Source organism: Nocardiopsis sp. Huas11 (genome assembly GCF_003634495.1).
GTDB lineage: Bacteria > Actinomycetota > Actinomycetes > Streptosporangiales > Streptosporangiaceae > Nocardiopsis.
Map to the genome: position 1 here is coordinate 5,757,825 of NZ_RBKY01000001.1, position 25,755 is coordinate 5,783,579.

Below are 25,755 nucleotides of genomic sequence, written 5' to 3' on the forward strand. Positions count from 1 at the left end.
CCTCAGCGCCGGCGCCGCCCGCCCATGACCGCGCAGGCGAGCGCCGCGGCCAGGCACAGCAGCCCCGCGGGCACGGACACGATCTGGGCCAGCCCCGCGCCGATGTTGGCCCCGATGACCGGCGCCGTCGCGATCGCCCACCACGCCCCCGCCATCAGCGCGATCGGCACCAGGCAGCCGATCGCCAGCCCCCACGAGCCGCCGAGTCGGCCCCCGGCCACGGACCGCACCAGCAGCACGGCCGCCACCAGCGCCAGGACCAGGCCGAGGGGACCGATCACGGCCTCCGCCCAGCCGGGCAGCGGCAGGGGCTCGATCGCGTAGTCGGCCTCGTCCAGGGCAAAGCCGCCGGCCCGGGCCTGCTCCTCGGCCGGGGTGTGCACCAGCCACCAGGACGTGGCGGCGGATCCGGCCAGCAGGACCGCGCCCCAGAGGGCGTTGACGGGCGAGAAAGCGGAGGAGGGGCGAAGGGAGGTGGTGTCGTTCATAGGGCCATCGTCGCGGGCCGCCGCCCGCACCGCCTGAGTACCGGCACTCACCTTGCCCACCCCTGCCGCCCACCACCACCGTCCCGACGCCTCCGGCTCCCGCGGCGGGCAATCCTGCCGCTACTCCCGGCCGGTCCCCGTGAGCACCGCGACCAGGTCGGCGGCGGTCGGCGAGTTGTCCAGTAGGGCGCCCACGTGCTCCTTGGTGCCCCGGGTGGGCTCCAGGGTGGGGACCCGCTGCAGCGAGTCGTAGCCGGGCAGGTCGAAGATCACCGAGTCCCAGGACGCCGCGGCGACCTCGTCGGCGTACTTGGCCAGGCAGCGGCCGCGGAAGTAGGCCCGGGTGTCCTCCGGCGGCTCGGTGACCGCCCGCTGGACCTGGTTCTCCTCCAGCAGGCGCGTCATGCGCCCGCGCGCGGCCATCCGGTTGTAGATCCCCTTGTCCGCCCGCACGTCGGAGTACTGCAGGTCCACCAGCTGCAGGCGCGGGTGCGACCAGTCCAGCGAGTCGCGCGAGCGGTAGCCCTCCAGCACCTTGAGCTTGGTCACCCAGTCCAGCTCCCCGGACAGGCTCATCGGGTCCGACCCCAGCCGGCTCAGGACCGACTCCCAGCGGTCCAGGACGTCGGCGGTGTCGGGGTCCACGTCGGTACCGAACTTGTCCTCGACGTACTTGCGCGCCTGGTCCAGGTACTCGCCCTGCAGCTCCAGCGCCGTCATCCGGCGCCCGTCGCGCAGCCGGACCCGGTGGGTCAGGCCGGGGTCGTGCGAGACGGCCCGCAGGTCCGCCACCGGGGTCTCCAGCGACAGGTCCACGCTGAGGAACCCGTCCTCGATCATCGACAGCACCAGGGCCGTGCTGCCCAGCTTCAGGTACGTCGACAGCTCGCTCATGTTGGCGTCGCCGATGATCACGTGCAGCCGGCGGTACCGGTCCGGGTCGGCGTGGGGCTCGTCGCGCGTGTTGATGATGGGGCGCTTGAGGGTGGTCTCCAGACCCACCTCGACCTCGAAGAAGTCCGCGCGCTGGGAGATCTGGAAACCCGACCCCTGGCCGTCCGCGCCGATACCGACCTTGCCGGCCCCGCACACGACCTGCCGCGAGACGAAGAAGGGGATCAGGTGCCGCACGATGTCGCCGAACGGCGTCGACCGGCTCATCAGGTAGTTCTCGTGGCACCCGTAGGAGGCGCCCTTGTTGTCCGTGTTGTTCTTGTACAGCTGGATCGGCTCGATGCCCGGCGTCGCGCTCGCGCGCGCCGCCGCGTCGGCCATCACCCGCTCCCCGGCCTTGTCCCACAGGACCGCGTCCATGGGGTTGGTGACCTCGGGCGCCGAGTACTCCGGGTGGGCGTGGTCCACGTACAACCGCGCGCCGTTGGTGAGGATGACGTTGGCCAGCCCCAGGTCCTCGTCGGTGAGCTGCGTGGGGTCGGCGACCTCACGTGCCAGATCGAACCCGCGCGCGTCGCGCAACGGGTTCTCCTCCTCGAAGTCCCACCGGGCGCGCCGGGCCCGGGCGGCGGACGCCGCCAGGTAGGCGTTCACCACCTGGGTGGAGGTGACCATCGCGTTGGCTCCGGGGTTCCCTGGAACGGAGATCCCGTATTCGGTCTCGATACCCATAATCCGCCGCACACTCATGATGAGAGGTTATCCGCCATGGGCCGTTCTTGAACGCCTCAGCGCCGATTGTGGCCCAAGTGCCGTCGTCCCGGGCGTTTCCCACCCGTCTCCCACCATCGCCGCGCGAAAGAGGACCGCCGCCCTCAACACGGGGCCGCGGCCTCAGTTCTTCCAATAGCGGCCTCAGGCGGTGTTCCCACAGGTGGAAGCCGCTCTTTCGGCATATGGAGTCGATGTTCCGCGTGCACCGTGAACGAAGTCCGGACCGCCGAACGGCCGGATCCGAAAACGTCGCGGACCGGCCGTGCCGTTACCGTTCGCGTCGGGCGTGGTCCCCGCGCAGAACCCGCTCGACGAGGTCGTCGCGAAGCGCCCCGAAACCGGTGGCCGCCCACACGCTCTCGTCCGCCGGAACCTCGAAGTAGGGGACCTCGCGGCCGCGGTGGGGCGCCGACAGGACCGTGGGGCGCCGCCGGTCGCGCACGGACCTGGCGCACTGAGCGCACAGCGGCACCGAGATGTCCCGGGTCCCGCCGAACTCGCGCCACCGCGTCACCTTGGTGACCGTCCCGTGCAGGGGGTTGGCGTAGCAGTGCGAGCGCAGCGGCGCCGAACGCCTGCGCCCGGCCGGGCGGGTGGCCCGTTCCAGGTGGTCCTCGGCCATGTCCAACAGCACCAGCACCCCCACGACGTCGACCAGGTCCGCGTCCGCGGACAGGGCGTCGTAGACCCTGCGGGCCGCCGCGTGGGCGTCCAGCGCCTGCTGCAGCGCCTCGACAGCCTCGTCCTCCCCGGCGGTCGGCGAGGCGCCGCTCAACCGTTCGCCGAGCTCCACCACCTCCCGGCCGGCCCGGTCGTACAGGTCGTCCCGGCGGGCCCGGTCGGCGTTGTCGAAGGCCGCGTGCTGGGGCAGCGAGGGGACCTGTCGGGGGCGGCGCCAGCGGTACACGCCCACGCCGAGCCCGAACAGGGCCAGGGCGGCCAGGATCCAGGGCAGCAGCATCGACAGCGCGGCCGCGCCCCACCCGAGCGAGTAGTACCAGTCGAGGAAGCCCCGCTCCCGCTGGTCCTCGGCGGCGGAGTACACCGCCTCGGGGTCCTCCGACAGGGCGACCTCCACCGCGCGCTCCACCTGGGCGGCGGCCGGCGCGTCGTAGGCCATCTCGCGGGAGACCGTCGTGGCGCCGTAGAAGGCGGGGCCGGCGGCGCCGCCGTCCTGGGCGGTGAAGTCGTGCCCGGACAGCCTGCCCCCGTCCAGGACCAGGTAGTGGCCGTCGCCGCCGATCCTGTCGTGCACGGCCGCCGCCATCACGTCCGCGTCGCCGTTCCAGTCGCCGCCCTCGATCAGCGGGACGGCGAGGACGCGCAGCGGCACTCCGGACGCGTCGATCCGCTCGTCCAGGTCCTGGACGAGGTCGTCGGGGAGGGCGCCGGCGAAGGAGGGGTCGACCAGGACCGGCGACTCCTCCAGCCCGGCCACGACCCGTTCGGTCGCGCTCGCCTCCTCCGGCGCGGTGTCGGCCAGGCCCGCCGCCGGCGCCACGGGCACCAGGGCCGCGGCCAGTGCCAGCGCGGCCACGGCCGGCCGGAATCGGGTGCGTGTGCGCTCAGTGGACACGGGACTCCCCCATCAGGTCTTCGGTGTCGAGTCGGCCGCTGGTCCCGTAGCCGCTGGTGACCCACAGCCGCGCCAGTTCCAGGTGCGGTCGCCGCCCGCCCGAGGGAGCGGCGACCATGAGGACCCGGCGATCACGCGCCCGGTCCGAGAGCAGGGCGCAGGAGGCGCATCGGGCCTGCCGCTCCCGAGGCCGCTGCCCGCGCCCGCGCCCTTGCGGAGCGGCCGGGCCGTGCAGGGGGTTGACCATGCAGACCGGCAGGTCGGCCGTGGCCGCGGTGTCGGGATCGGGGTCGAGCCGGCGCACCACCCGGTCCGACAGCACCACGACCCCGACCAGGTCGAGTTCGTCCGGCGCCCCGCGCAGCACGGCCAGTGCGGTGTCGGTCTCCCGCAGGGACCGGTCCAGGCCGGCGTGGTCGGCCGGCGCCGCTTCCAGTGCCCTGGCCGCGCGGCGCACCGCCCGGTCGGCGCGCGGGCGCAGGGAGCGCCCGGGGATGGTGTCCATCCTCCCGCGGACGCCGAGCACCGCCCAGACCAGCCCCAGGAGCGCCAGGGCCGACAGGGGGCCGGTCACGAACAGGGCCATGCTCCAGTCGCCGGACAGGAACGCGGACAGCCGGGAGGGCTCGGGGGCCGGCTCCGTCCTGTACTCGACCTCGGCCGGCGGGGGCGGCTCCTGGCCCGGGGCGGGCGACGCCTGGTCCACCACGTCCAGCAGGTCCTCCACCGCCTGCCGGGTCGTGAGGTCGAACCGGTAGCCGGTCACGTCCGTCAGGGGGTCCACGACCGCCTCGCCGAGGGTGTGGCCGAACAGGACCGCCTCCAGTGCGGGGTCGGACCCGTCCGCGTCGTCCACGACGACGAAGGCGCCGTCCTCGTCCATGACGTGGTGGAGCGCGTGCGCGAAGATCTCCAGGTCGCCGCCGGACTCGTCGTGGCGGGACATGGGCACGACCGCGGTGTACACCGGCAGGTCGGAACCGGACAGGCGCTCGGCGATCCCGGTCAGGTCGCCCACTCCCGCCCCCACCCGGGGATCCACGTACAGGGGGTCCTGCGCCAACCCCGCGGCCACGCGCTCGACCCGGGAGGTGTCGTGGACGTAGGGGGCCAGGACGCGCTGGTCCGGCGTTTCCCGCCGTTCGTCCTCGGGCAGCGTCGCGGTGTGGACGTGGACCAGAGCGGCGACCAGGGCGAGGACTCCCACGACCGGGGCGAGGAAGCGCCCCACGGTCAGCGCGCGGTCCCCGGGCGGCCGTCCCTGGTATCCCGCCTCGGTCGCCCGTGCGCGCCGACCGTGGCGGACCGCGGACAGCACCGCCCACAGCGTCGCCGCCATCCCGGCGACGGCCGCGGCGGCCTCCCCCAGGACGCCCGGGCCGCTGCTGGTGTTCAGCTTCAGATCCTGGACGTACTGCTCCGCGTACCAGGCGGCCGGGATGCGCGAGTACCACCGCGGCTGGGCCCGCTCGTGCAGGTCGGGGGCGGTGAGGGTGTCCACGAAGACGTCGGCCTTGGTGTCCAGCGGCGTGTGGTAGGTCATCAGCCGCTCGAGGGAGACCACCTGGCCGGCCTCCCTCAGCGGCAGGTCGACTCCCCGGCCCAGCGCCTGGACCCGGGACTCCCCGGGTTGGAGCAGCACGTACAGTCCCGGCTCGCCCACCCGGTCCTGCAGGGCGGGCAGGAGTTCGGCGTCCGAGGCCACGTCGTCGACGGCGGCTCTGGCCACGACGTAGTAGTCCACGCCCAGTCGGCCGAACGCCTCGTGCAGGCTCCGCTCCAGCTCATCCGCGTCGTAGTCGCCGAGGAGCGTGTCCTCGACCACCACCGCCGCACCCTCGGGCCGCTCCTCCAACAGACCGGTGTAGTGCGCGGCCACGCTCGTCGGCTCCTCGGGCGGAGCGGTGTCGGCGTGGGCGGGAAGGACCGGGAGGAGGGCGGCCGGTCCCACGAGCGCGAGCAGCAGCGGCGCCGCCAGGAACACCAGCGCACGGCGCAACGACCGGGATGGAGAGTGCATCCGCCCAATTTACGCCGCCTTGCCCCGGCCCTGGCCTGCGGGTGCACCGGACCGGCCGCCCGGCTCGCGCGGACGGCCCGCGACACGCCAGGGGCCCGCCGGAAGAATCCGGCGGGCCCCTGCTGCCGCGCTGTTACAGGTACTGTCCCGTGTTGGCGACGGTGTCGATGCTGCGCCCGGCGTCGGCGCCCTTCTTGCCGGTCACCAGGGTCCGGATGTAGACGATGCGCTCGCCCTTCTTACCGGAGATGCGTGCCCAGTCGTCCGGGTTGGTGGTGTTGGGCAGGTCCTCGTTCTCACTGAACTCGTCGACGCAGGCCTGCAGCAGGTGCGAGACCCGGATGCCCTTGGCCTGGGCGTCGATGAAGTCCTTGATGGCCATCTTCTTCGCCCGCGAGACGATGTTCTCGATCATCGCGCCGGAGTTGAAGTCCTTGAAGTACAGGACCTCCTTGTCCCCGTTGGCGTAGGTCACCTCCAGGAACCGGTTCTCCTCGCCCTCGGTGTACATCCGTTCCACGACCCGCTGGATCATGGCGTCGACGGTGGCCTTGGCGGACCCGCCGTGCTCGGCCATGTCCTCCTCGTGCAGCGGCAGGTCCGGAGTGATGTACTTGCCGAAGATGTCGCGGGCCGCCTCCGCGTCGGGCCGCTCGATCTTGATCTTGACGTCCAGTCGGCCCGGCCGCAGGATCGCCGGGTCGATCATGTCCTCGCGGTTGGAGGCGCCGATGACGATGACGTTCTCCAGCCCTTCGACACCGTCGATCTCGCTGAGCAGCTGCGGCACGATCGTGTTCTCCACGTCGGAGGACACCCCCGAGCCACGGGTGCGGAAGATCGAGTCCATCTCGTCGAAGAACACGATGACGGGAGTGCCCTCGGAGGCCTTCTCCCTCGCCCGTTGGAAGACCAGGCGGATGTGCCGCTCGGTCTCGCCCACGTACTTGTTGAGCAGCTCCGGACCCTTGATGTTGAGGAAGAAGCTCTTGCCCACGTCGCGGCCGGTCCGCTCGGCCACCTGCTTGGCCAGGGAGTTGGCCACCGCCTTGGCGATGAGCGTCTTACCGCACCCGGGGGGTCCGTACAGCAGCACGCCCTTCGGCGGGCGCAGCTGGTGCTCGTAGAACAACTCCTTGTAGAGGTAGGGCAGTTCGACCGCGTCGCGGATCATCTCGATCTGCCCCGACAGGCCACCGATGTCGGTGTAGGCGATGTCGGGCACCTCTTCGAGGATGAGCTCCTCGACCTCGGACTTGGGAATGCGCTCGTAGACGTAACCCGAACGCGGCTCCAACAGCAGCGAGTCGCCCGGTCGGACCGGTTCGTCCCGCAGCGGTTCGGCCAGGCGCACGATGCGTTCCTCGTCATGGTGGGAGATCACCAGCGCGCGCTCGCCGTCCTCAAGGATCTCCTTGAGCATGACGACCTCGCCGACGGTCTCGAACGACTCCACCTCGACGACGTTGAAGGCCTCGTTGAGCATGACCTCCTGACCGGGACGCAGGGCGTCCAAGTCCACGGAGGGGCTGACGTTCACCCGCATCTTGCGGCCGTTGGTGAAGATCTCGACGGTCTCGTCCTCACGGGACCCGAGATAGACGCCGAAGCCGGACGGCGGCTGCGCCAGCCGGTCGACCTCCTCCTTCAGTGCCACGATCTGCTCGCGCGCCTCCTTGAGCGTGGAGACGAGCCGCTCGTTCTGTCCGTTGGTGGCGGCGAGGTTGGCCTGGGCCTCCCTCAACCGCTCTTCCAGTAGGCGTACATGTCGGGGCGAATCGGCGAGCTTACGCCGAACCACGCTGAGTTCCTTTTCCATGTAAGAGACCTGTGCCGTGAGTTCAGCGACTTCACGGTCCTGGTCGCTCTGACGCTCGTCGTCGCGCTCTGCCACGTCCGCCACCTCCCTATGAGAAGGACGACTACTCGGGAGCCTACCTACCCCCGCCCAATTCCTAACCTCCCAGTGGTGAGGAGTGTCCTAACCCTCATTTGGAGGTCTTGCATCTGACCAGGTCACAGTGGTACCGGATGACCCGACGTAATGAGAAAGTAACCTCCGTGCCGGGTTCCGGGCAAGCCCGGCGCGACGGGCGGCGCACCGCTTCGGCGCACGTCGCCGGGCAGGCGGGCACATGGCGAAGCCCGCCCGGGCAGTGCCCGGGCGGGCTTTCACGGTCCCGCCGACGGCCCAGCGGCCGACCGGCGACTACTCGGCGTCCTCGCTCGACTCCGCCGTGGGCGTGGTCGGCTCCGTCGGCGCCGACGACTCGGCGGGTGCGGCCCGCTCCGGCTCGGCCTGCTCCGGCTCCGCCACCGCGGCCGTCTCGGACTCCGCCACCGGCGCCGGTGACGCTGCCGTCTCGGCGGCGCGGCCGTCCCGCTCGCGCGCGGGGGTGAAGTCCTTGCCGTAGGCGCCCTTGGCCGGGCGGCGGCGGCGCTCGGGCGCCTCCGCCCCGTCCGCCAGGCGCCGGGCGACCACGAGGAACCCGGTGTGCCCGATCATCCGGTGGTCGGGACGCACCGCCAGACCCTCCACGTGCCAGGTGCGCAGCATCGTCTCCCACGAGCGGGGCTCGTAGAAGCGCGGGTCCTCGCGCAGTTCCTCCACCACGCGCGAGAGCTGGGTGGTGGTGGCGACGTAGACGCACACCAGGCCGCCCGGGATCAGGGCCCCGGCGACGGCGTCCAGGCACTCCCAGGGCGCGAGCATGTCCAGGAAGACACGGTCGACGTCGGTCTCGTCCAGGGACTCCACCAGATCGCCGACGGTGAGCTTCCACGCCGGGTGCGGGCCGCCGTGGAACCGCTCGACGTTCTTACGGGCGATCTCGGCGAAGTCGGCGCGGCGCTCGTAGGAGTGCACCATGCCCTGCTCACCGACCGCGCGCAGCAGCCAGTTGGACATCGCCCCCGAACCGGCGCCGGCCTCCACCACCCGCGCGCCCGGGAAGATGTCCGCCTCGACGAGCACCTGGGCGGCGTCCTTGGGGTAGACGATGGTCGCGCCGCGCTTCATCGACAACGTGTAGTCGATCAGCAGCGGGCGCAGCGCCACGTAGGCGGTGCCGGTGTTGGAGCGCACCACGCTCCCGTCGGGCTGACCGATCAGGTCGGCGTGGTCGACCTTGCCCTTGTGCGAGTGGAACGTACCGCCCTCGCTCAGCGTGATGGTGTGCATGCGACCCTTGGGGTCGGTCAACTGCACGGTGTCGCCGTCGGTGAAAGGGCCGCGGCGCCCATGGATACCGGTCAACGTCGCTCTCGTCTTCCCACGTCGCAATTGGTCGGGCCGACCGCCCAGCGTATCGGTCCGCCACCACTCGGCGGACCGGTCCGCGCCCGCCACGGCCGCTCCCCGCCCCGAACACGTGCGAAAGTCGGCGCACCAGGGCAGGATCGGGTTGCGTGGGGCGCTCGGCGCCCCTTCGGCACACGAGGACCAACGGGAGACGACGACCCATGTCACAGCTGACCACGGGGCTGGGAATCGACATCGGCGGCAGCGGTATCAAGGGTGCCCCGGTCGACCTCGCCGCCGGCGAGTTCCTCCAGGAGCGCCTGAAGATCCTCACGCCCGAGCACGCCACCCCCGCGGCCGTGGCCGAGATCGTGGCCCGCATCGCGGAGCACTTCCCCGTCGCCGAGGGCACGCCCCTGGGTGTCACCTTCCCCGGCGTGGTCCAGAACGGCATCGTGCACACCGCCGCCAACCTGCACGGACACTGGGTGGGCACCGACGCCCGGGCCCTGTTCGCGCGGGCCACCGGGCGGAAGGTGCGCGTGCTCAACGACGCCGACGCCGCGGCCCTGGCCGAGGCCCGCTACGGCGCGGCCAAGGGGGTGCGCGGCGTCGTGCTGATGACGACGCTGGGCACCGGGATCGGCACGGCCCTGGTCGTGGACGGGCGCCTGGTGCCCAACACCGAGTTCGGCCACCTGGAGATCGACGGCCACGACGCCGAGACCCGCGCCTCCTCGGGTGCCAAGGAGCGTGAGGACCTCTCGTACCACACCTGGGCGACCGAGCGCCTGCACCGCTACTACCGGGTCCTGGAGGACCTGGTGTGGCCGGACCTGATCGTCGTCGGCGGCGGGGTGAGCCGCAAGGCCGACAAGTTCCTCCCCCACGTGGACATCCGCACGCCCATCGTGGCCGCGTCGCTGCGCAACTCCGCGGGGATCGTCGGCGCCGCTCTGGCCGCGGCCCAGGACGCCGACCAGGACGCCGCCCTCGACGCGGCTCAGGACACGGACGCCGGCCCCGCGCGGGAGGCGACCGCGACCCCGGCGGAGATCGTGGACGACCTCGCCTGACCCCCGCACGCGGGGGCGGGAGCGAAGGCGCGGCCCGAGGGGCACCGGGGGTCGTGGTGCCGCTCGGGCCGCCGGGGGGCGAGAGGACGGGCGGGACCGGGCACGGCCCCGTGCAGAGGGAGACTGGGTTTCGGGGAAGGCCCAGGCCCCGCCCGTCGACTGGGCGCGTTCACAGCACACGCCCGTTCGGGATGAGCGCGACGGCTCGGGTTCACGGAAGCGTCGGCGGTCGTCACCGCCCACGGCGCACGGAGAGGTCGGGGACGGTCACGCCGCGTCGGACGCGCCGTCACAGGAGGAGAGCGCCCCGGCGATCCGCCGCGCGGCGTCCCCCGTCCGGGTCACCGGGGACAGCGGGACCCCCGCCAGTGGGGCGGGCACCCCGTCCTGGAGCGGCCAGCGCATCCACCACCACAGGCCGCCGCGGTGCGGCCGTAGGAGCGCGCGCTGCGGCCGGCTGCTCGGTCCGGCGTCGACCACACCCGACATCCGGTCCTCGCGTACCTCCACGCCTCGTGAGCGCAGCTCGGCGACCAGGCCGCGCAGCGCTCCGCCGACCAGCTCCCCGCGGTCGGCGCCGCCGGCGGCCGTTCCCGCCGGGGGCCGCGCCTCGGCGGCGTCCGCGCCGCGTCCGGGCCCGGCCACGGCCGGACCGGGCTCGCCCAGCGGTGGGGTCTCAACGGTCACCGGACCTCCCTTCCCTCTGTGTTCCCGTGCGACCGGGGACCAACGTCCCTTGAACTCTGCCGCATTAAGGGGACGGGAACGCGACCGTATGCGGATCACGCATCACGCCTTCTTTTTGACACATAGCCACCAAGGGCGTCCGGAATCCCTAATCTAAGCTCATGCCCCAACGAGACGGTGTTCCTCCACCTGACCTGTGGTCGCGGCCCCGCATCGCGGCCGCCCTGGCGACCTGTGACATGGCGACGGTCATCGAGGGCGTGCGCAGTGCGCGCGGATGGTCCCAGGGCGAACTCGCCCGCGCGATCGACTACTCGCAGAGCTGGGTCTCCCGGGTGGTCAACGGCCAGCAGTCCCTGACGGTGAGCCAGGTACAGGACCTCGCCCAGAGGCTCGACATCCCCCTGCACCTGCTCCGTTTCGGCGGCACCGCGCCGGCGGAGGCCCCCGCCCCCAAGGAGGTGGACCCCACGAGACGCCGCGACTTCGGACGGGTCGTCGCCGCGGGAGCCCTCATGACGACCACCCCGCCGCGGACCGCCTCCGCGCACGCCCGGCACGCGGTCAACGAGACCACCGCCCCGGCCCTGCGCTCCATCACCGGCGGCCAGCGACGGATGGACGCCACCTCCTGTGCCCGCCACCTCCTGCCCAGCGCGGTGGCGCACGTGCATCTGGCCGAGCAGATGCTCGCGAACGCGCGCGGGACGCCCTTCCTCGCACCCGTGAGCGCCGCGGCCAGTGAGGCCTCCGGCTTCGCCGCCTGGCTGCACGCCGACCAGGGGGACATGGGCTCGGCCCGCATGCACTACCGCACCGCCGTGGTCCGTGCCCGCCAGACCGGCATCCGGCTGCTCGACGTCTACATGCTCGGCTCGCTGGCCGCCTTCGAGACCGACACCGCCGAGGACCCCGAACTCGGCCTCGGACTCGTACAGGAGGCCGAGCACGTGCTGGGCCGCACCGCCCACCCCACCGCCAACGCCTGGTTGGCCTGTGTGGGCGCCCTGGCCCACGCCGGGATCGGCGACCGCTCCTCCGCCGCGCGGGCCCTGCGCCGAGCCGAGCGCGAGGTCACCAGACCCGGCAACTGCGATCCGCCCTGGCCCTGGGTCTTCGCCTTCGACGAGCCCAAGGTCGCCGGCTACCGCGCGCTCGTGGACGTGCGCCTGCGGCGCCCGCACGACGCCCGCGAGGCCTTCGCCGAGGCCTTCGCCCCCTCCACGGCCAACGCCAAGCAGGCCGCCGTGCTCCAGGTCGAGCTCGCCTCGGCCCACGCCGACGCGGGAGACGTCGACGAGGCGTTCCGTCTGGCCCAGGACGCGCTCACCACCGGCATGGAGTTCGGCTCCGAACGCGTCATCGGCCGCGTACGCGGCTTCCGGCGCCGCTACGCCGGCCCCTACGCCGCCTGCGTCCGCGAACTCGACGACCGCCTGACCTCGGTCATGACCGGCTTGTCCGCTTGTGGGTAGAAACGCGGCGAGCAGAACACCAGGGAGGTTTCGTGATCCGTATCGGCATCACCGGGCACCGCGGCCTGGCTCCGGGCCTGGACTCCACGATCGCGGACATGATCGCCGCACACCTGGCGCCCCACGAGAGTGACCTGGTCGGCCTGTCCTGCCTCGCCGACGGCGCCGACACGGTCTTCGCCGAGGCCGTCCTGGCCGCGGGCGCCGCGCTGGAGGCGGTCATCCCCGCCGCCGGGTACCGGGAGGCCCTCCCCGAGGAGCACCACCGCACCTACGACCGGCTCCTGGCCCAGGCAGCCCAGGTGCACCGGTTACCCCACCAGGCGTCCACCTCCGACGCCCACATGGCCGCCGGACGCTATCTGGTCGACCACTGCGACCGGCTCGTGGCCGTCTGGGACGGCCGGCCCGCACGCGGCCCCGGCGGCACCGCCGACGTCGTGGCCTACGCCCGGTCGCTCTCCCGCCCGGTCCGCGTCCTGTGGCCCCAGGGCGCCCGCCGCTGAGACCGGCCCGGGGCGCCCGCCGCTGAGACCGGCCCGGGGCGGACCCGGCGCTCAGCCCTTGGACATCGCGGCGTTGACGTCCATCGCCCGCAGCACTCCGACCACGCCGCCGTCCTCCTCCACCACGAGGTACTCCGGTAGCGGACGACGCGACAGCGCCTCCACCAACGCCTCACCCTCCAGCCCCACGGGAACCACCGATTCGCGCGTCACGGCGCGGGCCACACTCGACACCGGCACCCAGGACCGGCGCGCCTCCGTGATGGCGCGGGCCGCGGCGGGGTGCAGGATCGACACCGGCGTCCCCGCGGAGTCCGTGACCACGACCGCCTCGGCTCCGGCCGCCTCCGCCCGCCGCTCGGCCTCGGCCAAGGGGGTGTCGGAGACCACCGAGACCGACCGCCGCACCAGATCCCTGGCCTTGAGGCCGGGCACCCGCGCACGCAGCCGCGCGTTCTTGAGCGCCTCGGAGGCCCCCATCCACATGAATCCGCCCAGCACCACGCCCCACACGATCGCCCACGGCCCCGGCGTCGTGCCCGCCGACGCGGCGAACAGCCACGGCAGCGCCACGACCACCAGCGCCAGCACCCGGCCGCCCCAGGCCGCCACCAGGCTTCCGAGGTAGGCGCGCCCCGTCACCTTCCACACACCGGCCCGCAGCAGCCGTCCGCCGTCCAGCGGCAGCCCGGGCAACAGGTTGAACACGCCCACCAGCAGGTTGGCCACCCACAGCTGGAACAGGAGCTCGCCCGTCACACTGAACGGCGCGGCCAGCGACGCCAGGGCGAACCCGCCCGCGGCCAGCAGCAGCGACAGCGCCGGCCCGGAGAACGCGATCCAGAACTCCCGGCCCGGTGTGGGCGCCTCCCGCTCGATCTCCGAGACCCCGCCCAGCACGTACAGGACGATGCGCCGTACGGGTAGCCCGTACATGCGCGCCACCACGGAGTGCGCCAGCTCGTGGACGAGCACCGACGCGTACAGCAGGATCGCGAAGACGAACGCCAGCAGGTAGGCCGACGGACCCAGCGCCAGCCGCGTCTGCACGATGCCGCCGTAGACCAGCGTGATCAGGATCGCCACGATCCACCACGACGACGTGACGTAGATGGGAACGCCGAAGGGCCGCCCCAGCAGTAACCCGGGCTTCTTGGCTCGTCCGGCGGGTCGGGGCACGGCGGGGTCGGTTCCGTTCGTCACGCCCTCAGCCTAGGTCACGCCCGGCCTCCCGACCGGCAACGGCCAAAGCCCTCCCCCGCGGCGTTCCGGCGGTCTACACTCCATCCGCGCCGGCTCCGGCGCACGCGCGCGGGCCGCACGGCCCCGGGGCCCCGGGGCCCCCACACCGCAGCCGGGAGACCGTATGGGATCCGAGACCGAGCCCCACCGCACCCTGTGCGGCCGCTACGAACTGCGCGCCGAGCTCGGTCGCGGCGGTATGGGCCGGGTCTGGTCCGCCCACGACCACCAGCTCAACCGCACCGTCGCGGTCAAGGAGATCCTCCTGGGCCCCGGCGTGGACGAGGCCGAACGCACCCGGGTGGCGGCCCGCGCCCACCGCGAGGCCCAGGCCGCCGCCATGGGCGGGCATCCCAACATCGTCACGGTGCACGACATCGTCGAGGACGACGGACGCCCCTGGATCGTCATGGAGTACCTCACCGGGCGCTCCCTGCACGCCCTGGTGCGCCAGGACGGGCCGTGCGACCACGAGCGCACCGCCGCCCTGGGCCTGGACCTGCTCAGCGCCCTGACGGCCGCCCACGCCCAGGGCATCCTGCACCGGGACGTCAAGCCCGAGAACGTCATGGTCACCGACTCCGGGCGCGTGGTCCTCACCGACTTCGGCATCGCCACCATCGCCGACTCCACCGCCCTGACCCAGACCGTGGGCGTGATCGGCTCCCCCGCCTACCTCGCCCCCGAACGCCTCGCCATGCGCCCGGCCGCGCCCGCCGGCGACCTCTGGTCACTGGGCGCCACCCTGCACTTCGCCGCCACCGGCGTCTCCCCCTTCCACCGCGACGGGCTCCAGGCCACCCTGCACGCCATCACCGCCGAGGAACCGGCCGACTCCCTGGGGCCGGGCCCGCTGGGCGAGGCCGTACGCGGCCTGCTGACCAAGGTCCCCGCGCGGCGCGCCGACGCCGCCCGTTGCCGGACCCTGCTGACCGCGGCGAGCCTCGCCGACCGGCCGCGCCCGGGCCACGTCCCGCCCGCGACGGGCCACCACCCGGAGAGCGGTCCACCGCCGGCGGACCGGCACGGGCCGGCACCCACGACCCTGCCGCTGCCTCCGGGACGGCCCTGGCCGCCCGCCGCCGACGCAGCGCCGACCACGGTCGTCACCGCCCCTCCGGGGACGATGCCCGCCCAGGCCGTGCCGCCGCCGCACCAGCGACGCGGCGGGCTCGGCTGGCCCGCGGTCGTCCTCGCACTGGGACTGGCCACCCTCGTCTCCGCCACCGCGCTGATCGTCGTCCTGGACCCGCGGGGCGAGGACGGCACCGCCCTGTTGTCGGATCCGGGCGCCTCCAGCCCGCTCCAGGCCGACTCCGAGGGCGCGCCGGCGAGCGACTCCGCCGGCCCGGACACCGAGGAGACGGGCCCGGCCCAGGACCGGGACGACGAGGCCGAGGACGACGGCGAAGAGACGGCGTCTCCGCGGGAGGAGGCCGAGCCCGGCGCCGAGGGGATGACCTGGACGAGCGATCCCGGCGGCTTCGGCGTCCTGGTCCCCGACGGCTGGACCCGCCGCACCGAGGGCAGCAGCGTCTACTTCGACTCCCCCGACGCCGACAGCTACCTCCAGGTCGACCTCGCCGCCCATCCCACCGACGACGAGTACCAGCACGTCCTCGACCAGGAGGACGCCGCCCTGAGCAGCGGCCGCCTGCCCGACTACAGCCGGGTCGGGGTCCGCGACGCGACCGCGGGCAGCGGCTACCACTCCGTCGCCGAATGGGAGTTCACCTGGAGCCGGGGCGGCCAGGTACGCCGCGTCCTGGCCGTCAACATCGCCGTCTCCCCCGGCACCCACGCGACCTTCGCCTGGGCCGCCCCCGCCGGCCAGTGGGACTCCCAGAGCGATCCGCGCACCGCCGCCCTGGAGTCCTTCCTCCCGCCGTCCTGAGAGCGGCCTCGGATGTCCTGGGCCTCTCGTAGGCTCGGACCATGAGTTCCGTGCCCCTGCCGACCGCGCTGTCGCCCTCCCGCGCCGCCGACTTCCTGCAGTGCCCGCTGCTGTTCCGCTTCCGCGCGATCGACCGCATCCCGGAGGCGCCGAGCACGGCCGCCACCCGCGGCACGCTGGTCCACGCCTGCCTGGAGCGCCTCTACGAGCTCCCCGCCGAGACCCGCACCGCGCGCACCGCCGTCGCGCTCGTCACCCCGCAGTGGGACGTGCTCCGCGCCAAGCGGCCCGAGCTGGAGGAGATGTTCGCCGACGACGCCGAGCGCGACGCCTGGCTGGAGTCCGCGCGCGAGCTCGTGCGCCGCTATTTCGACCTGGAGAACCCCACCGCCCTGGAGCCCCGCGAACGCGAGATGGCGCTCAAGGTCGCCCTGCCCACAGGGCTGAACCTGCGCGGCTACGTCGACCGCCTCGACGTGGCGCCCTCCGGGCAGATCCGGGTCGTGGACTACAAGACCGGCAAGTCCCCGCACCCCCGCTTCGAGGACAAGGCCAAGTTCCAGGTCTACTTCTACGCCGTCATGATCTGGCGCGACCTCGGCGTCGTCCCCACCCGCCTCCAGCTCGTCTACCTCGGCGGCGAGGGCGCCGTGCGCTGGTACGACCCCACCGAGGACGAACTGCGCGCCGTCGAGACCGAGATCACCGACATCTGGGCCCGCATCGAGGCCGCGGGTCGCACCGGCGAGTGGGAACCGCGCCGCAGCAAGCTCTGCGGCTGGTGCGACCACCAGGCGATCTGCCCGGAGTTCGGCGGCACGCCCCCGCCGCTGCCCACCGGCGCGGCTCTGTGAGCCCCTCGGGTGCGGGCCGTCACCCGCACCTGAGCCGCCGACGGTCCCCCGATAAGGCACAATCGCCCCTGTGCCCGTCTCAGTGCTGCTCGTCGACGACCAACCGCTCGTCCGCGCCGGTTTCCGCCTGATCCTCGAATCGGCCCCCCACCTGTCCGTGGTGGGCGAGGCCTCCGACGGCGACCAGGCCGTCCACGCGGCGAGGTCCCTGCTGCCCGACGTCGTGCTGATGGACCTGCGCATGAACGGGACGGGCGGTGTGGAGGCCACCCGCCGCATCACCGACTGGGCGCGCGAGGGCGGCCACCGCGTCCACGTCCTGGCCCTGACCACCTTCGACCTCGACGAGTACGCGACCGAGGTCCTGCGTGCCGGAGCCACCGGCTTCCTGCTCAAGGACGCGCCGCCCACCGAGCTGATCGCCGCCGTGGAGACCGTCGCCGACGGCGCCGCCGTCATCGCGCCGGGCGTCCTGCGCCGCCTGTTGGACCGCTATGCCCCCCTGCTGCCCGCTCAGGCCCCCGCCGCCCCCGCCCCGCCCGATCCCCTCACCGACCGCGAACGCGAGGTCCTGCGGCTCGTGGCGCACGGCTGGTCCAACTCCGAGATCGCCGACCACCTCGTGCTGGGCGAGACCACCGTCAAGTCCCACCTGGGCCGCGTCCTCGCCAAACTCGGCCTGCGCGACCGCGTCCAAGCGGTCGTGTACGCCTACGAGACCGGCCTCGTCCGTCCCGGAGAGGAACGGACCACCCCCCGACCACACCCGTGACACCGCGCCGGCGGACCGGCCGGACCGCCGGGAAACCCCCGGCGCGTCGTTGTCGGCGACCGCCGTGCCTTGACAGGATGATCCGGTGACCGAGTTCACCGGTGCCCGGCACCGCGGGAGGCGAACCCCGACCGCAAGCGCCGCGTCCCCTCAGGGGTCTTGAACGAACGCACTGGCCACGCGGGGCACAGGCGGGGAGGGAACGGAGTTCAGCCATGCCGGACAAGCGGGGGCGGCCGGTTCCGCCGAGCGAGGACCGCATGCTCAGCCGCATGCGGGACTGGCGGGCGGCGCACGAACGCGAGCTGACGCCCGACGGCTTCGACGAGGAGGAGGACGTCACCCTCCCCGACGCCCGGGCCATGGACCTGGTCCTGCGCGTCGGAGAGCTGATGCTCGCCAGCGGCGAGGGCACCGAGGCCGTGAGCGAGGCGATGCTCAGCCTGTCGGTCGCCTTCGAGCTGCCTCGCTCGGAGGTCTCCGTCACCTTCACCACCATCACCCTGTCCACCCACCCGGGCGGCGACCACCCGCCGGTGACCGGCGAACGCGTGGTGCGGCGGCGCACCCTGGACTACTTCCGCGTCAACGAGCTGCACACCCTCGTGCAGCAGGCGGCGCTGGGCCTGCTGGAGCTGGAGGACGCCGCCGCGCGGCTCTCCCAGATCCGGCGCGCCCGCATGCCCTATCCCAACTGGATGATCGCCATCGGCTTCGGCCTGATCGCCTCCAGCGCCAGTGTGATGATGGGCGGCGGCGTGATCGTGGCCGCGGCCGCGTTCCTGGCCACGGTGCTCGGCGACCGCACCTCGGTGTTCCTGGCGCGGCGCGGGGTGGCCGAGTTCTACCAGATGGTGGCCGCCGCGGGCGTGGCCGCCACCATAGGAGTCGGCCTGCTGTGGGTGAGCTCCGAGCTGGGGCTGGGGCTCCAGGCGGGCGCGATCATCACCGGTAACATCATGGCGCTGCTGCCCGGACGCCCCCTGGTCTCCAGCCTCCAGGACGGCATCAGCGGCAGTTACGTCTCCTCGGCCGCCCGCCTGCTGGAGACGTTCTTCATCCTGGGCGCCATCGTGACCGGCGTGGCCGCCGTCGCCTACACCGCGCAGCGGCTCGGCGTGGCCATCGACCTGGAGAGCCTGCCCTCGGCCGGCACCTCGATGGACCCACCGGTCCTGATCGGCGCCGCGTGCATCGCGATGGCCTTCGCGATCTCCCTGGCCGTCCCGCCCAAGATGCTGCCCGCGATCGGTGTCCTGGGCGTGATGATCTGGGTGATCTACGCCTGGCTGCGCAGCGCCACCGACGTTCCCCCCGTGGTCGGCACGCTCGCCGGCGCGGTCGCGGTGGGGGTGGTCGGCCACTGGCTGGCGCGCCGCACCCGCCGCCCGGTCCTGCCCTACCTGGTCCCGTCCATCGCCCCGCTGCTGCCCGGCAGCATCCTCTACCGGGGCCTGATCGAGATCACCCAGGGGACGGCGGTCTTCGGGCTCCTCAGCCTCGTGGAGGCGGTCATGGTGGCCCTGGCCCTGGGTGCGGGCGTCAACCTCGGCGGCGAGCTCGTCCGCGCCTTCCAGCACGGCGGTCTGGCCGGAGCGGGCATGCGCGGACGACCGGCGGCGCGCCGGACGCGCGGCGCGTACTGAGGCGATTTCCAGCGGAACCGAACCGGTGCGAACCGATCCCGGCCAGGGCGGATCTCACACAACGAGAGCGCACCACGACGGTGAGGCCACCAGATTCGGCTCAAACCGCAGCAGCATGTGAAATGAGCCACTACTCTTGGCTTCAGCTCAGTGTCGAGCACGGAAGAAAGGCCATCCCATGTGCAGCCACGAACCTCCCTGTCCGTCCTTCGAGGACACCGACCGCGAAGCCGCGCGCGTCGTCTCGAGCCACCCCGAACAGGGATGGAGCCTGCTCTGCAACGGCGTCGTCCTATTCGACGACACCGGCGAGCTTCTCCCCGACGGGGCGGTTGTCGCCCCGCACCGGCCGCATGTGGCGGCCTGACCGGCTCCACGATCCATCAGCGACACGCCCGGCGGTGCCTGCCGAGCGAACCTCCCGGCAGGCACCGCCCGCGCCCGTTCAGCCCTGGTCCGGCCAGCCCTCGGGCAGCACGTCCTGCCCGCCCATCGCCGCGCGCAGGCGCCGTCGGAAGTCGTCGTGCACGTCCGCGCCCCACACCAGCTCGCTGGGGGTGCGCAGAGCCTGTTCCATGGCGGCGCGCAACTCCGCCGGACGGGACTCCCCCTCCGCGACCGGCACCGCCAGCAGCGCGTGCATCCGCGTGACGACCGCGAACAGCTCCCCGGCCAGGACCGGCGCACTCGACGTGGCGACCGCCTGCTCCAGGTAGCGCTCCCACCACGGCTCGGCCGCCTCCTGCGCCCCCTCGGTCTCCTCCGGGGACGGCGCGATGGCACGGCGCAGCCGCCTTCGCACGGCCTCCGCGGTCTCGGGGTCGCGGTCGGTCAGACCCGCGTGCCACACCCGCTCGGCGGACTCGGGCTCGCCCCGCAGGGCCAGGAGTCCGGCCAGGAGCTCCACGGCGGCCCCGGAGGTACCCGGTTCCGGGCCGGGGCCGTCCCGCTCGTCCTCTGGGGGCTCCACGATCGCGCCGAGGTCGGCGATGGCGTGTTCCAGGTGGGCGGCGGACCGCAGCAGGCGCAGACCCGGATCGTCGGCGACCGCGAGGCCGCGTTCCACGGCGGCGGCCGCGGCACCGGGCGCGCCCCTCTCCAGCAGGCGCCCTGCCAGGTCGCGGGAGGCCTCCACGACGGTCACGGCGTGCAGGCGGCTGATCGGCTCCGGGCCGGGCGGCAGGCTGAGCGCCCGTTCCCAGTCCTCCTGGGCACCCTCGGAGTCACCGCGCGCCTCGGCGGCCCTGGCCAGTCCGTAGTGGGCGACGGCGGCGTAGCCCGGCCCGCCCAGGTCCAGGAGGCGCTCCCACACGCGTTCGGCCTCGCCGAGCTCCCCGTCCTGTTCCAGGGACAGGGCCAGGTGGTAGGCGGCGCGAGGGGCGTAGCGGGTGTCTCCGGTGGCCAGGGCGCGGCGCGCGGCGGCCCGGGACGCCGCCGCGTCGCCCCGCTGGTCCTGGACCACGGCCAGTCCCAGGAGGGCGCGGGCCTGCACGGTGGGGCGGGGATTGGCCGCGACGGCCTGCTCGTAGAGTTTGGCGGAACGCTTGAGGTGGCCGTTCTCGGCGAGGTCCTGGGCCTGGTCGCACAGCGCCGCGGCGTCGAGCCCGCTGGGCGTGTCCTGCTCCGGTCGGTCCTCGGGGTCGGTCGCCTCAGGGGTTTCGGCGGGGCCAGAGCGCGCGGGACGTCCGGACGTCGTGGTCATGGTGCCGCTTTCCTGGGGTCGTGGAGGGCGTCGCCGCCACTCTAACGCGCGACCCCGGACGACCACGGGGGCGCCGACCGTGTCGACGCCCCCGTGCGAGCGCGAGCTCATCCGACAAGCCCGCGCGAGAACGCTCCCTAGGCCGTGTTTTTCTGTGGGCTTTCGGGTGAGCTCGCGGTCGCCGCAAAAAACACGGCCTAGAGCTCGAAGGCCTCCGGCGGCGGGCAGGAGCACACCAGGTTGCGGTCGCCGTAGGCCTGGTCGATCCGGCCGACCGGCGGCCAGTACTTGTCCTGGCGCAGCGACGAGACCGGGTAGGCCGCCTCCGCCCGGGTGTAGCCGTGCTCCCAGACGTCGGCGGTCAGCGCCTCGGCCGTGTGCGGCGCGCCCCGCAGCGGGTTGTCGTCGGCGTCCCACTCGCCCGACTCCACGCGGTCGATCTCGCCGCGGATGGCGATCAGCGCCTGGATGAAGCGCTCCAGCTCGGCGAGGTTCTCGCTCTCGGTGGGCTCCACCATGAGGGTGCCCGCCACCGGGAACGACATCGTCGGCGCGTGGAAGCCGTAGTCCATCAGCCGCTTGGCGACGTCCTCGTTGCTGATGCCCGTGGCCTTCTGCAGCGGGCGGATGTCGATGACGCACTCGTGCGCCACCAGGCCGTCCGCGCCCGTGTAGAGCACCGGGAAGTACGGCTCCAGTCGCTTGGCGAGGTAGTTCGCCGACAGCACCGCGGTCTCGGTGGCGGCGCGCAGGCCGTCACCGCCCATCATGCGCACGTAGGCCCAGGAGATGGGCAGGATGCCCGCCGAGCCGAACGGCGCCGCCGAGACGGGCCCCACGCCGGTGTGCGGCCCGGCCTCGGGCTGGCCGGGGTGGTTGGGCAGGAAGCCGGCCAGGTGCGAGCGCACCGCGACCGGGCCCACGCCCGGACCGCCGCCGCCGTGCGGGATGCAGAAGGTCTTGTGCAGGTTCAGGTGGCTGACGTCCGCGCCGAACTCGCCGGGCTTGGCCCAGCCCAGCAGCGCGTTGAGGTTGGCGCCGTCGACGTAGACCTGGCCGCCCGCCTCGTGGACCAGGCGGCACACCTCGGTGATGGTGTCCTCGTACACGCCGTGGGTGGACGGGTAGGTGACCATGATCGCGGCCAGGTCCTCGGCGTGCGCCTCGGTCTTGGCCCGCAGGTCGGCCACGTCCACGTTGCCGTTGTCGTCGCACGCCACGACGGCCACGCGCATCCCGGCCATCACCGCGCTGGCGGCGTTGGTGCCGTGCGCGGAGCTGGGGATGAGGCACACGTCGCGGTGGGCCTCGCCGCGGGAGCGGTGGTAGCCGCGGATGGCCAGCAGCCCGGCCAGCTCGCCCTGCGACCCGGCGTTGGGCTGCAGCGAGACCGCGTCGTAGCCGGTGACCTCCGCCAGCCAGATCTCCAGGTCGCGCACGATCGCCACGCTCCCGGCCGCCTGGTCCAGCGGCGCGAAGGGGTGCAGGCCCGCGAACTCGGGCCAGGTGATGGCCTCCATCTCGGCGGTGGCGTTGAGCTTCATGGTGCACGAGCCCAGCGGGATCATCGTGCGGTCCAGCGCCAGGTCGCGGTCGGAGAGCCGGCGCATGTAGCGCAGCAGCGAGGTCTCGCTGCGGTGGGTGTTGAACACTTCGTGCGACAGGTAGTCCACGCCCCGGGCCAGGTCGGAGGGGACCCGGGAGGCGTTCTCGTCCACGCTCAGGCGGATCCGCGAGGAGCCCCGCTCGGCCTCGCCGAACGCTTCCAGCACCTTCTCCAGGTCCGCCGCGGAGGTGGTCTCGTCCACGCTCACACCGACCGTGGACTGGTCGACGGCGAGCAGGTTGTACCCGGCCTCCAGCGCCGCCGCCACGACCCGGCCGGAGCTGGGCACGCGCACGCGCAGCGTGTCGAAGTAGGCGGAGTGGACGACCTCGAAGCCGCGTTCGGTCAGGGCGTCGGCCAGCGCCACGGTGCGGGTGTGCACCTGGCGGGCGATCGCGCGCAGGCCGTCGGGGCCGTGGTAGACCGCGTACATCCCGGCCATGATGGCCAGCAGCACCTGGGCGGTGCAGATGTTGCTGGTGGCCTTCTCACGGCGGATGTGCTGCTCACGGGTCTGCAGGGCCAGCCGGTAGGCGGGGCGGCCGGCGTTGTCCACCGAGACGCCGACCAGGCGGCCCGGCAGCTGGCGGCGCAGCTTCTCGCCGACCGACATGTAGCCGGCGTGCGGGCCGCCGAACCCGAGCGGGACGCCGAAGCGCTGGGTGGAGCCCACCGCGATGTCGGCGCCCAGGTCGCCGGGGCTGCGCAGCAGGGTCAGGGCGAGGATGTCGGCGGCCACGACCGCCATCGCGCCGCGCTCGTGGGCGGCCGCGATGATCCGGCTCGGGTCGCGGACCACACCGCTGGAGGCGGGGTACTGCACCAGGACGCCGAAGGCCTCGGCGTCGGGCAGCCCGTCGGTGAGGTCGGCGACGACGACCTCGATCCCCAGCGGTTCGGCGCGGGTGCGCAGCACCTGGAGGGTCTGCGGGAAGACGTCGGCGTCCACGACGAACGCGTTCCCCTTGGCCTTGGAGGCGCGGCGGGCCAGGGTCATGGCCTCGGCGGCCGCCGTGGCCTCGTCCAGCAGGGAGGCGCCCGAGACGGGCAGGCCGGTCAGGTCCGAGACCATCGTCTGGAAGTTCAGCAGGGCCTCGAGCCTGCCCTGGGAGATCTCGGGCTGGTAGGGCGTGTAGGCCGTGTACCAGGCGGGGTTCTCCAGGATGTTGCGCAGGATGACGGGCGGGGTGAGGGTGTCGTAGTACCCCAGGCCGATCATCGAGGTGCGCAGGGCGTTGCGGGAGGCGAGTTCCTTCAGCTCGGCCAGGGCCTCGGCCTCGCCGAGCGCCTCGGGCAGGTCGAGCGGGGCGCCGGTGCCGGGAGCGGTGAGGATCGACTCGGGCACGGCCGCGGACATCAGCTCCGCGGTGGAGCCGTAGCCCACCGTCTTGAGCATCTCCTGGACCTCGGCCGGCGTCGGACCGATGTGGCGGTCGGCGAAGACGCGGGCGGGTGCGCCCATGTTCCATGGCTGATCGGGCACGGAGACCTCCTGGTGACAGGGCCGAGATCCTCGGCGGTGTTCCTCACGGTCTCCCCCTCTGTCACCGGGCACGGCGGTGCCGGGCTTCAGAGCGGCCTCTTCCACGCGGTCCTGGTGCCTGAGAGGTTACTGGGGAGTATTGCCCCGTCGGCGCCCCTGTCGGGGTCTCTCCCGCGTGGTCTTGTCAGCCTGTTGACGCTATGTACATGGACACAAGCAGGGAGAATGTCGGTTTTCATCCCTGGTGTGACTACGACCGTACTCGATCCGCACCAGCACCACCGAGCCAGGGCACACCTTTTCGGCAGATCACACGGAAGGTCCCCCCGCACTCCCCGCACGCCTGTGGCCGCCCTCACCCGAGGAGGGCGCTTGCGTGTGCTGTCATCGACCGGCGGGAGGCGGGTTCAGCCGGTGCGGCGTTCCCGTCGGCGCCGGGCCAGCTCGTCCACCGGCTGGGGCGCGGTGGGCAGGTCCGCCCGCTCCTCGGCCGGGACGACGCCGAGGGCGTCCTCCAGCTCGCGCCAGACGTTGGCCAGGGCCAGGCCGAACATGCCCTGGCCGCGCTGCATCAGGTCGACGACCTCGTCGGGCGTGGTGCACTCGTACACGCTCACGCCGTCGCTCATGAGGGTGATGCGGGCCAGATCGGGCGCGGGCCGGCCGCGCAGGTGGTCGACCGCGTTGCGGATCTGCTGCAGCGAGATGCCCGTGTCCAACAGCCGTTTGGCCACTTTCAGCAACAGGATGTCGGGAAGGCTGTACAGGGGGGCGTTCTGGGCACCGGAACGCACGCTCGGTTCCACCAGGCCGGTTCTGGCCCAGTAGTCGAGTTGGCGGTAGGTGATCCCCGCGGCCGTACACGCCGCTGGGCCCCGATACCCGACGTCCATAGGCAGCGCCACCACGTCCTCTTCGCACAGCAGGCCCTGCTGCCCCGCTAGCCGCAGCGCGGACCGCCTGTCATGTGGCTCCCGCTTGCCGCTCGCTACCGCCACGCCGACCTCCGGCCTCTCGTCCCACGGCAGCATCGACAGGGGATATCCACTTGGGGAATGGGTGCGCCATGGGTCCCACAGCACTGACGGTAGGACGGCCGACCGGCATGGTCAACGACAGCCCCCGGCGCGTCGCCAAGTACCCGAACCGCCGACCGTCGCGGCGGCGTCCGCGTGTGCCCGCCAGGGCGGGCGGGCCATGGTCCTGACCGTTCCGGTCACTTACCCCACCCAATCTATCACTGGCCCGTCTGACATACCCGCAGGTCGCAGCCGTTCCATGCCTGATGGCGCCCTTGGCGCCAAGCAGAAGGGACCCACCACCGGCGGGTCCCTTCGGGCTTACTCCGTCCGTCGTCCGAAGTCCTCGGGCGAGATGTTGTCCAGGAACTCCCGGAACGCCTCCACCTGGTCCTCCTGCTCGTCCGGTATCGGCATCCCCGCCTCCTCGATCACGTCCTCGTGCGCGAAGATCGGCGTGCCCGTGCGCAACGCCAGGGCGATGGAGTCCGAAGGGCGGGCGCTGACCTCCACGCCGTTGCTGAAGACCAGCTCGGCGTAGAAGATGCCGTCGCTGAGCCCCGTGATGTTCACCGTCTTGAGCCCGGTGTCGAGGGCGTCGAGCACATCCCGGAACAGGTCGTGCGTGAGGGGCCTGGCGGGTGCGACGCCCTGCTGGGCCAGGGCGATCGCCGTCGCCTCCACCCCGCCGATCCAGATCGGCAGGTAGCGGTCCCCATCGGATTCCTTGAGCAGGACAATCGGCTGGTTCGAGGGCATCTCAACCCGGACGCCGACGACCTCCATGTGCTTCACAGCGG

General features: G+C 72.8%; 20 protein-coding genes and 1 riboswitch. Of the genes, 8 read left to right on the forward strand and 12 right to left on the reverse strand.

Features of this window, described 5'->3' with window-relative positions; genetic code table 11:
* Positions 1-2: 2 nt before the first annotated feature.
* From DFP74_RS26040 to DFP74_RS26065, 6 genes are all read right to left on the reverse strand, one after another.
* Positions 3-488, reverse strand: a complete 486-nt coding sequence (locus tag DFP74_RS26040) for a hypothetical protein (RefSeq protein ID WP_121185645.1) — start codon at positions 486-488, stop codon at positions 3-5.
* Between the two features lie 120 nt (positions 489-608).
* Positions 609-2,132, reverse strand: a complete 1,524-nt coding sequence (dop, locus tag DFP74_RS26045) for a depupylase/deamidase Dop (protein WP_121185647.1) — start codon at positions 2,130-2,132, stop codon at positions 609-611.
* A gap of 292 nt (positions 2,133-2,424) precedes the next feature.
* Entirely contained in the window at positions 2,425-3,732 is a 1,308-nt protein-coding gene (locus tag DFP74_RS26050) for a hypothetical protein (RefSeq protein WP_121185649.1), read from the reverse strand.
* Positions 3,722-5,752, reverse strand: a complete 2,031-nt coding sequence (locus tag DFP74_RS26055; RefSeq protein ID WP_121185651.1) for a hypothetical protein — start codon at positions 5,750-5,752, stop codon at positions 3,722-3,724. Before DFP74_RS26055 ends, DFP74_RS26050 begins: the two co-directional genes overlap by 11 nt.
* A gap of 133 nt (positions 5,753-5,885) precedes the next feature.
* Positions 5,886-7,655, reverse strand: a complete 1,770-nt coding sequence (gene arc, locus DFP74_RS26060) for a proteasome ATPase (RefSeq protein WP_121185653.1) — start codon at positions 7,653-7,655, stop codon at positions 5,886-5,888.
* Between the two features lie 306 nt (positions 7,656-7,961).
* Positions 7,962-9,008 carry a tRNA (adenine-N1)-methyltransferase gene (locus DFP74_RS26065; protein WP_233571162.1) on the reverse strand — a complete coding sequence of 349 codons (1,047 nt, stop codon included), beginning with the start codon at positions 9,006-9,008 and terminating at the stop codon, positions 7,962-7,964.
* Positions 9,009-9,214: 206 nt separating this feature from the next.
* Between DFP74_RS26065 and ppgK the strand changes: the two genes are divergently transcribed.
* The gene (ppgK, locus tag DFP74_RS26070) at positions 9,215-10,069 is read left to right on the forward strand and encodes a polyphosphate--glucose phosphotransferase (RefSeq protein ID WP_121185655.1); all 855 of its coding nucleotides are present in this window, start codon (positions 9,215-9,217) and stop codon (positions 10,067-10,069) included.
* Positions 10,070-10,336: 267 nt separating this feature from the next.
* On the opposite strand, the gene DFP74_RS26075 is transcribed toward ppgK, so the two are convergent.
* Positions 10,337-10,756, reverse strand: a complete 420-nt coding sequence (locus DFP74_RS26075; protein ID WP_370013433.1) for a hypothetical protein — start codon at positions 10,754-10,756, stop codon at positions 10,337-10,339.
* A 161-nt stretch (positions 10,757-10,917) separates the two neighbouring features.
* Here DFP74_RS26075 and DFP74_RS26080 point away from each other — a divergent pair, with 161 nt between their 5' ends.
* Both DFP74_RS26080 and DFP74_RS26085 read left to right on the forward strand, forming a co-directional pair.
* Positions 10,918-12,231, forward strand: coding sequence for a helix-turn-helix transcriptional regulator (locus DFP74_RS26080; protein WP_121185657.1), 1,314 nt, complete (start codon positions 10,918-10,920; stop codon positions 12,229-12,231).
* Positions 12,232-12,263: 32 nt separating this feature from the next.
* Positions 12,264-12,737 (forward strand): hypothetical protein, encoded by a 474-nt coding sequence (locus DFP74_RS26085; RefSeq protein ID WP_121185659.1) that lies wholly within the window; start codon positions 12,264-12,266, stop codon positions 12,735-12,737.
* A 51-nt stretch (positions 12,738-12,788) separates the two neighbouring features.
* Here the strand turns inward: DFP74_RS26085 and DFP74_RS26090 are convergent, their stop codons facing one another.
* The gene (locus DFP74_RS26090; protein WP_121188526.1) at positions 12,789-13,850 is read right to left on the reverse strand and encodes a site-2 protease family protein; all 1,062 of its coding nucleotides are present in this window, start codon (positions 13,848-13,850) and stop codon (positions 12,789-12,791) included.
* A 253-nt stretch (positions 13,851-14,103) separates the two neighbouring features.
* On the opposite strand from DFP74_RS26090, the gene DFP74_RS26095 reads away from it, so the two are divergent.
* The 5 genes from DFP74_RS26095 to DFP74_RS26115 all read left to right on the forward strand — a co-directional run bounded on the left by DFP74_RS26095 (position 14,104) and on the right by DFP74_RS26115 (position 19,512).
* A complete protein-coding gene (locus DFP74_RS26095; protein WP_121185661.1) occupies positions 14,104-15,873 on the forward strand; it encodes a serine/threonine-protein kinase in 1,770 nt (589 codons plus the stop codon).
* A gap of 41 nt (positions 15,874-15,914) precedes the next feature.
* Positions 15,915-16,727 (forward strand): RecB family exonuclease, encoded by an 813-nt coding sequence (locus DFP74_RS26100; protein ID WP_121185662.1) that lies wholly within the window; start codon positions 15,915-15,917, stop codon positions 16,725-16,727.
* A 70-nt stretch (positions 16,728-16,797) separates the two neighbouring features.
* Entirely contained in the window at positions 16,798-17,499 is a 702-nt protein-coding gene (locus tag DFP74_RS26105) for a response regulator transcription factor (protein ID WP_121185664.1), read from the forward strand.
* A gap of 215 nt (positions 17,500-17,714) precedes the next feature.
* Positions 17,715-19,145, forward strand: coding sequence for a threonine/serine exporter ThrE family protein (locus DFP74_RS26110; RefSeq protein WP_233571163.1), 1,431 nt, complete (start codon positions 17,715-17,717; stop codon positions 19,143-19,145).
* A gap of 178 nt (positions 19,146-19,323) precedes the next feature.
* On the forward strand, positions 19,324-19,512 hold the full coding sequence (locus DFP74_RS26115) for a DUF5999 family protein (protein ID WP_053617630.1): 189 nt from the start codon (positions 19,324-19,326) through the stop codon (positions 19,510-19,512).
* 78 nt (positions 19,513-19,590) lie between these two features.
* Here DFP74_RS26115 and DFP74_RS26120 read toward each other — a convergent pair whose 3' ends face one another.
* The 4 genes from DFP74_RS26120 to DFP74_RS26135 form a co-directional block, all read right to left on the reverse strand.
* Entirely contained in the window at positions 19,591-20,847 is a 1,257-nt protein-coding gene (locus tag DFP74_RS26120; protein WP_121185666.1) for a tetratricopeptide repeat protein, read from the reverse strand.
* Positions 20,848-21,044: 197 nt separating this feature from the next.
* The gene (gene gcvP / locus DFP74_RS26125; RefSeq protein WP_199725951.1) at positions 21,045-23,915 is read right to left on the reverse strand and encodes an aminomethyl-transferring glycine dehydrogenase; all 2,871 of its coding nucleotides are present in this window, start codon (positions 23,913-23,915) and stop codon (positions 21,045-21,047) included.
* A 117-nt stretch (positions 23,916-24,032) separates the two neighbouring features.
* A riboswitch (glycine riboswitch) is annotated at positions 24,033-24,120 on the reverse strand.
* Between the two features lie 223 nt (positions 24,121-24,343).
* A complete protein-coding gene (locus tag DFP74_RS26130) occupies positions 24,344-24,829 on the reverse strand; it encodes a MerR family transcriptional regulator (RefSeq protein ID WP_121185670.1) in 486 nt (161 codons plus the stop codon).
* A gap of 447 nt (positions 24,830-25,276) precedes the next feature.
* Positions 25,277-25,750, reverse strand: coding sequence for a bifunctional nuclease family protein (locus DFP74_RS26135; RefSeq protein ID WP_121185672.1), 474 nt, complete (start codon positions 25,748-25,750; stop codon positions 25,277-25,279).
* Positions 25,751-25,755: the final 5 nt, after the last annotated feature.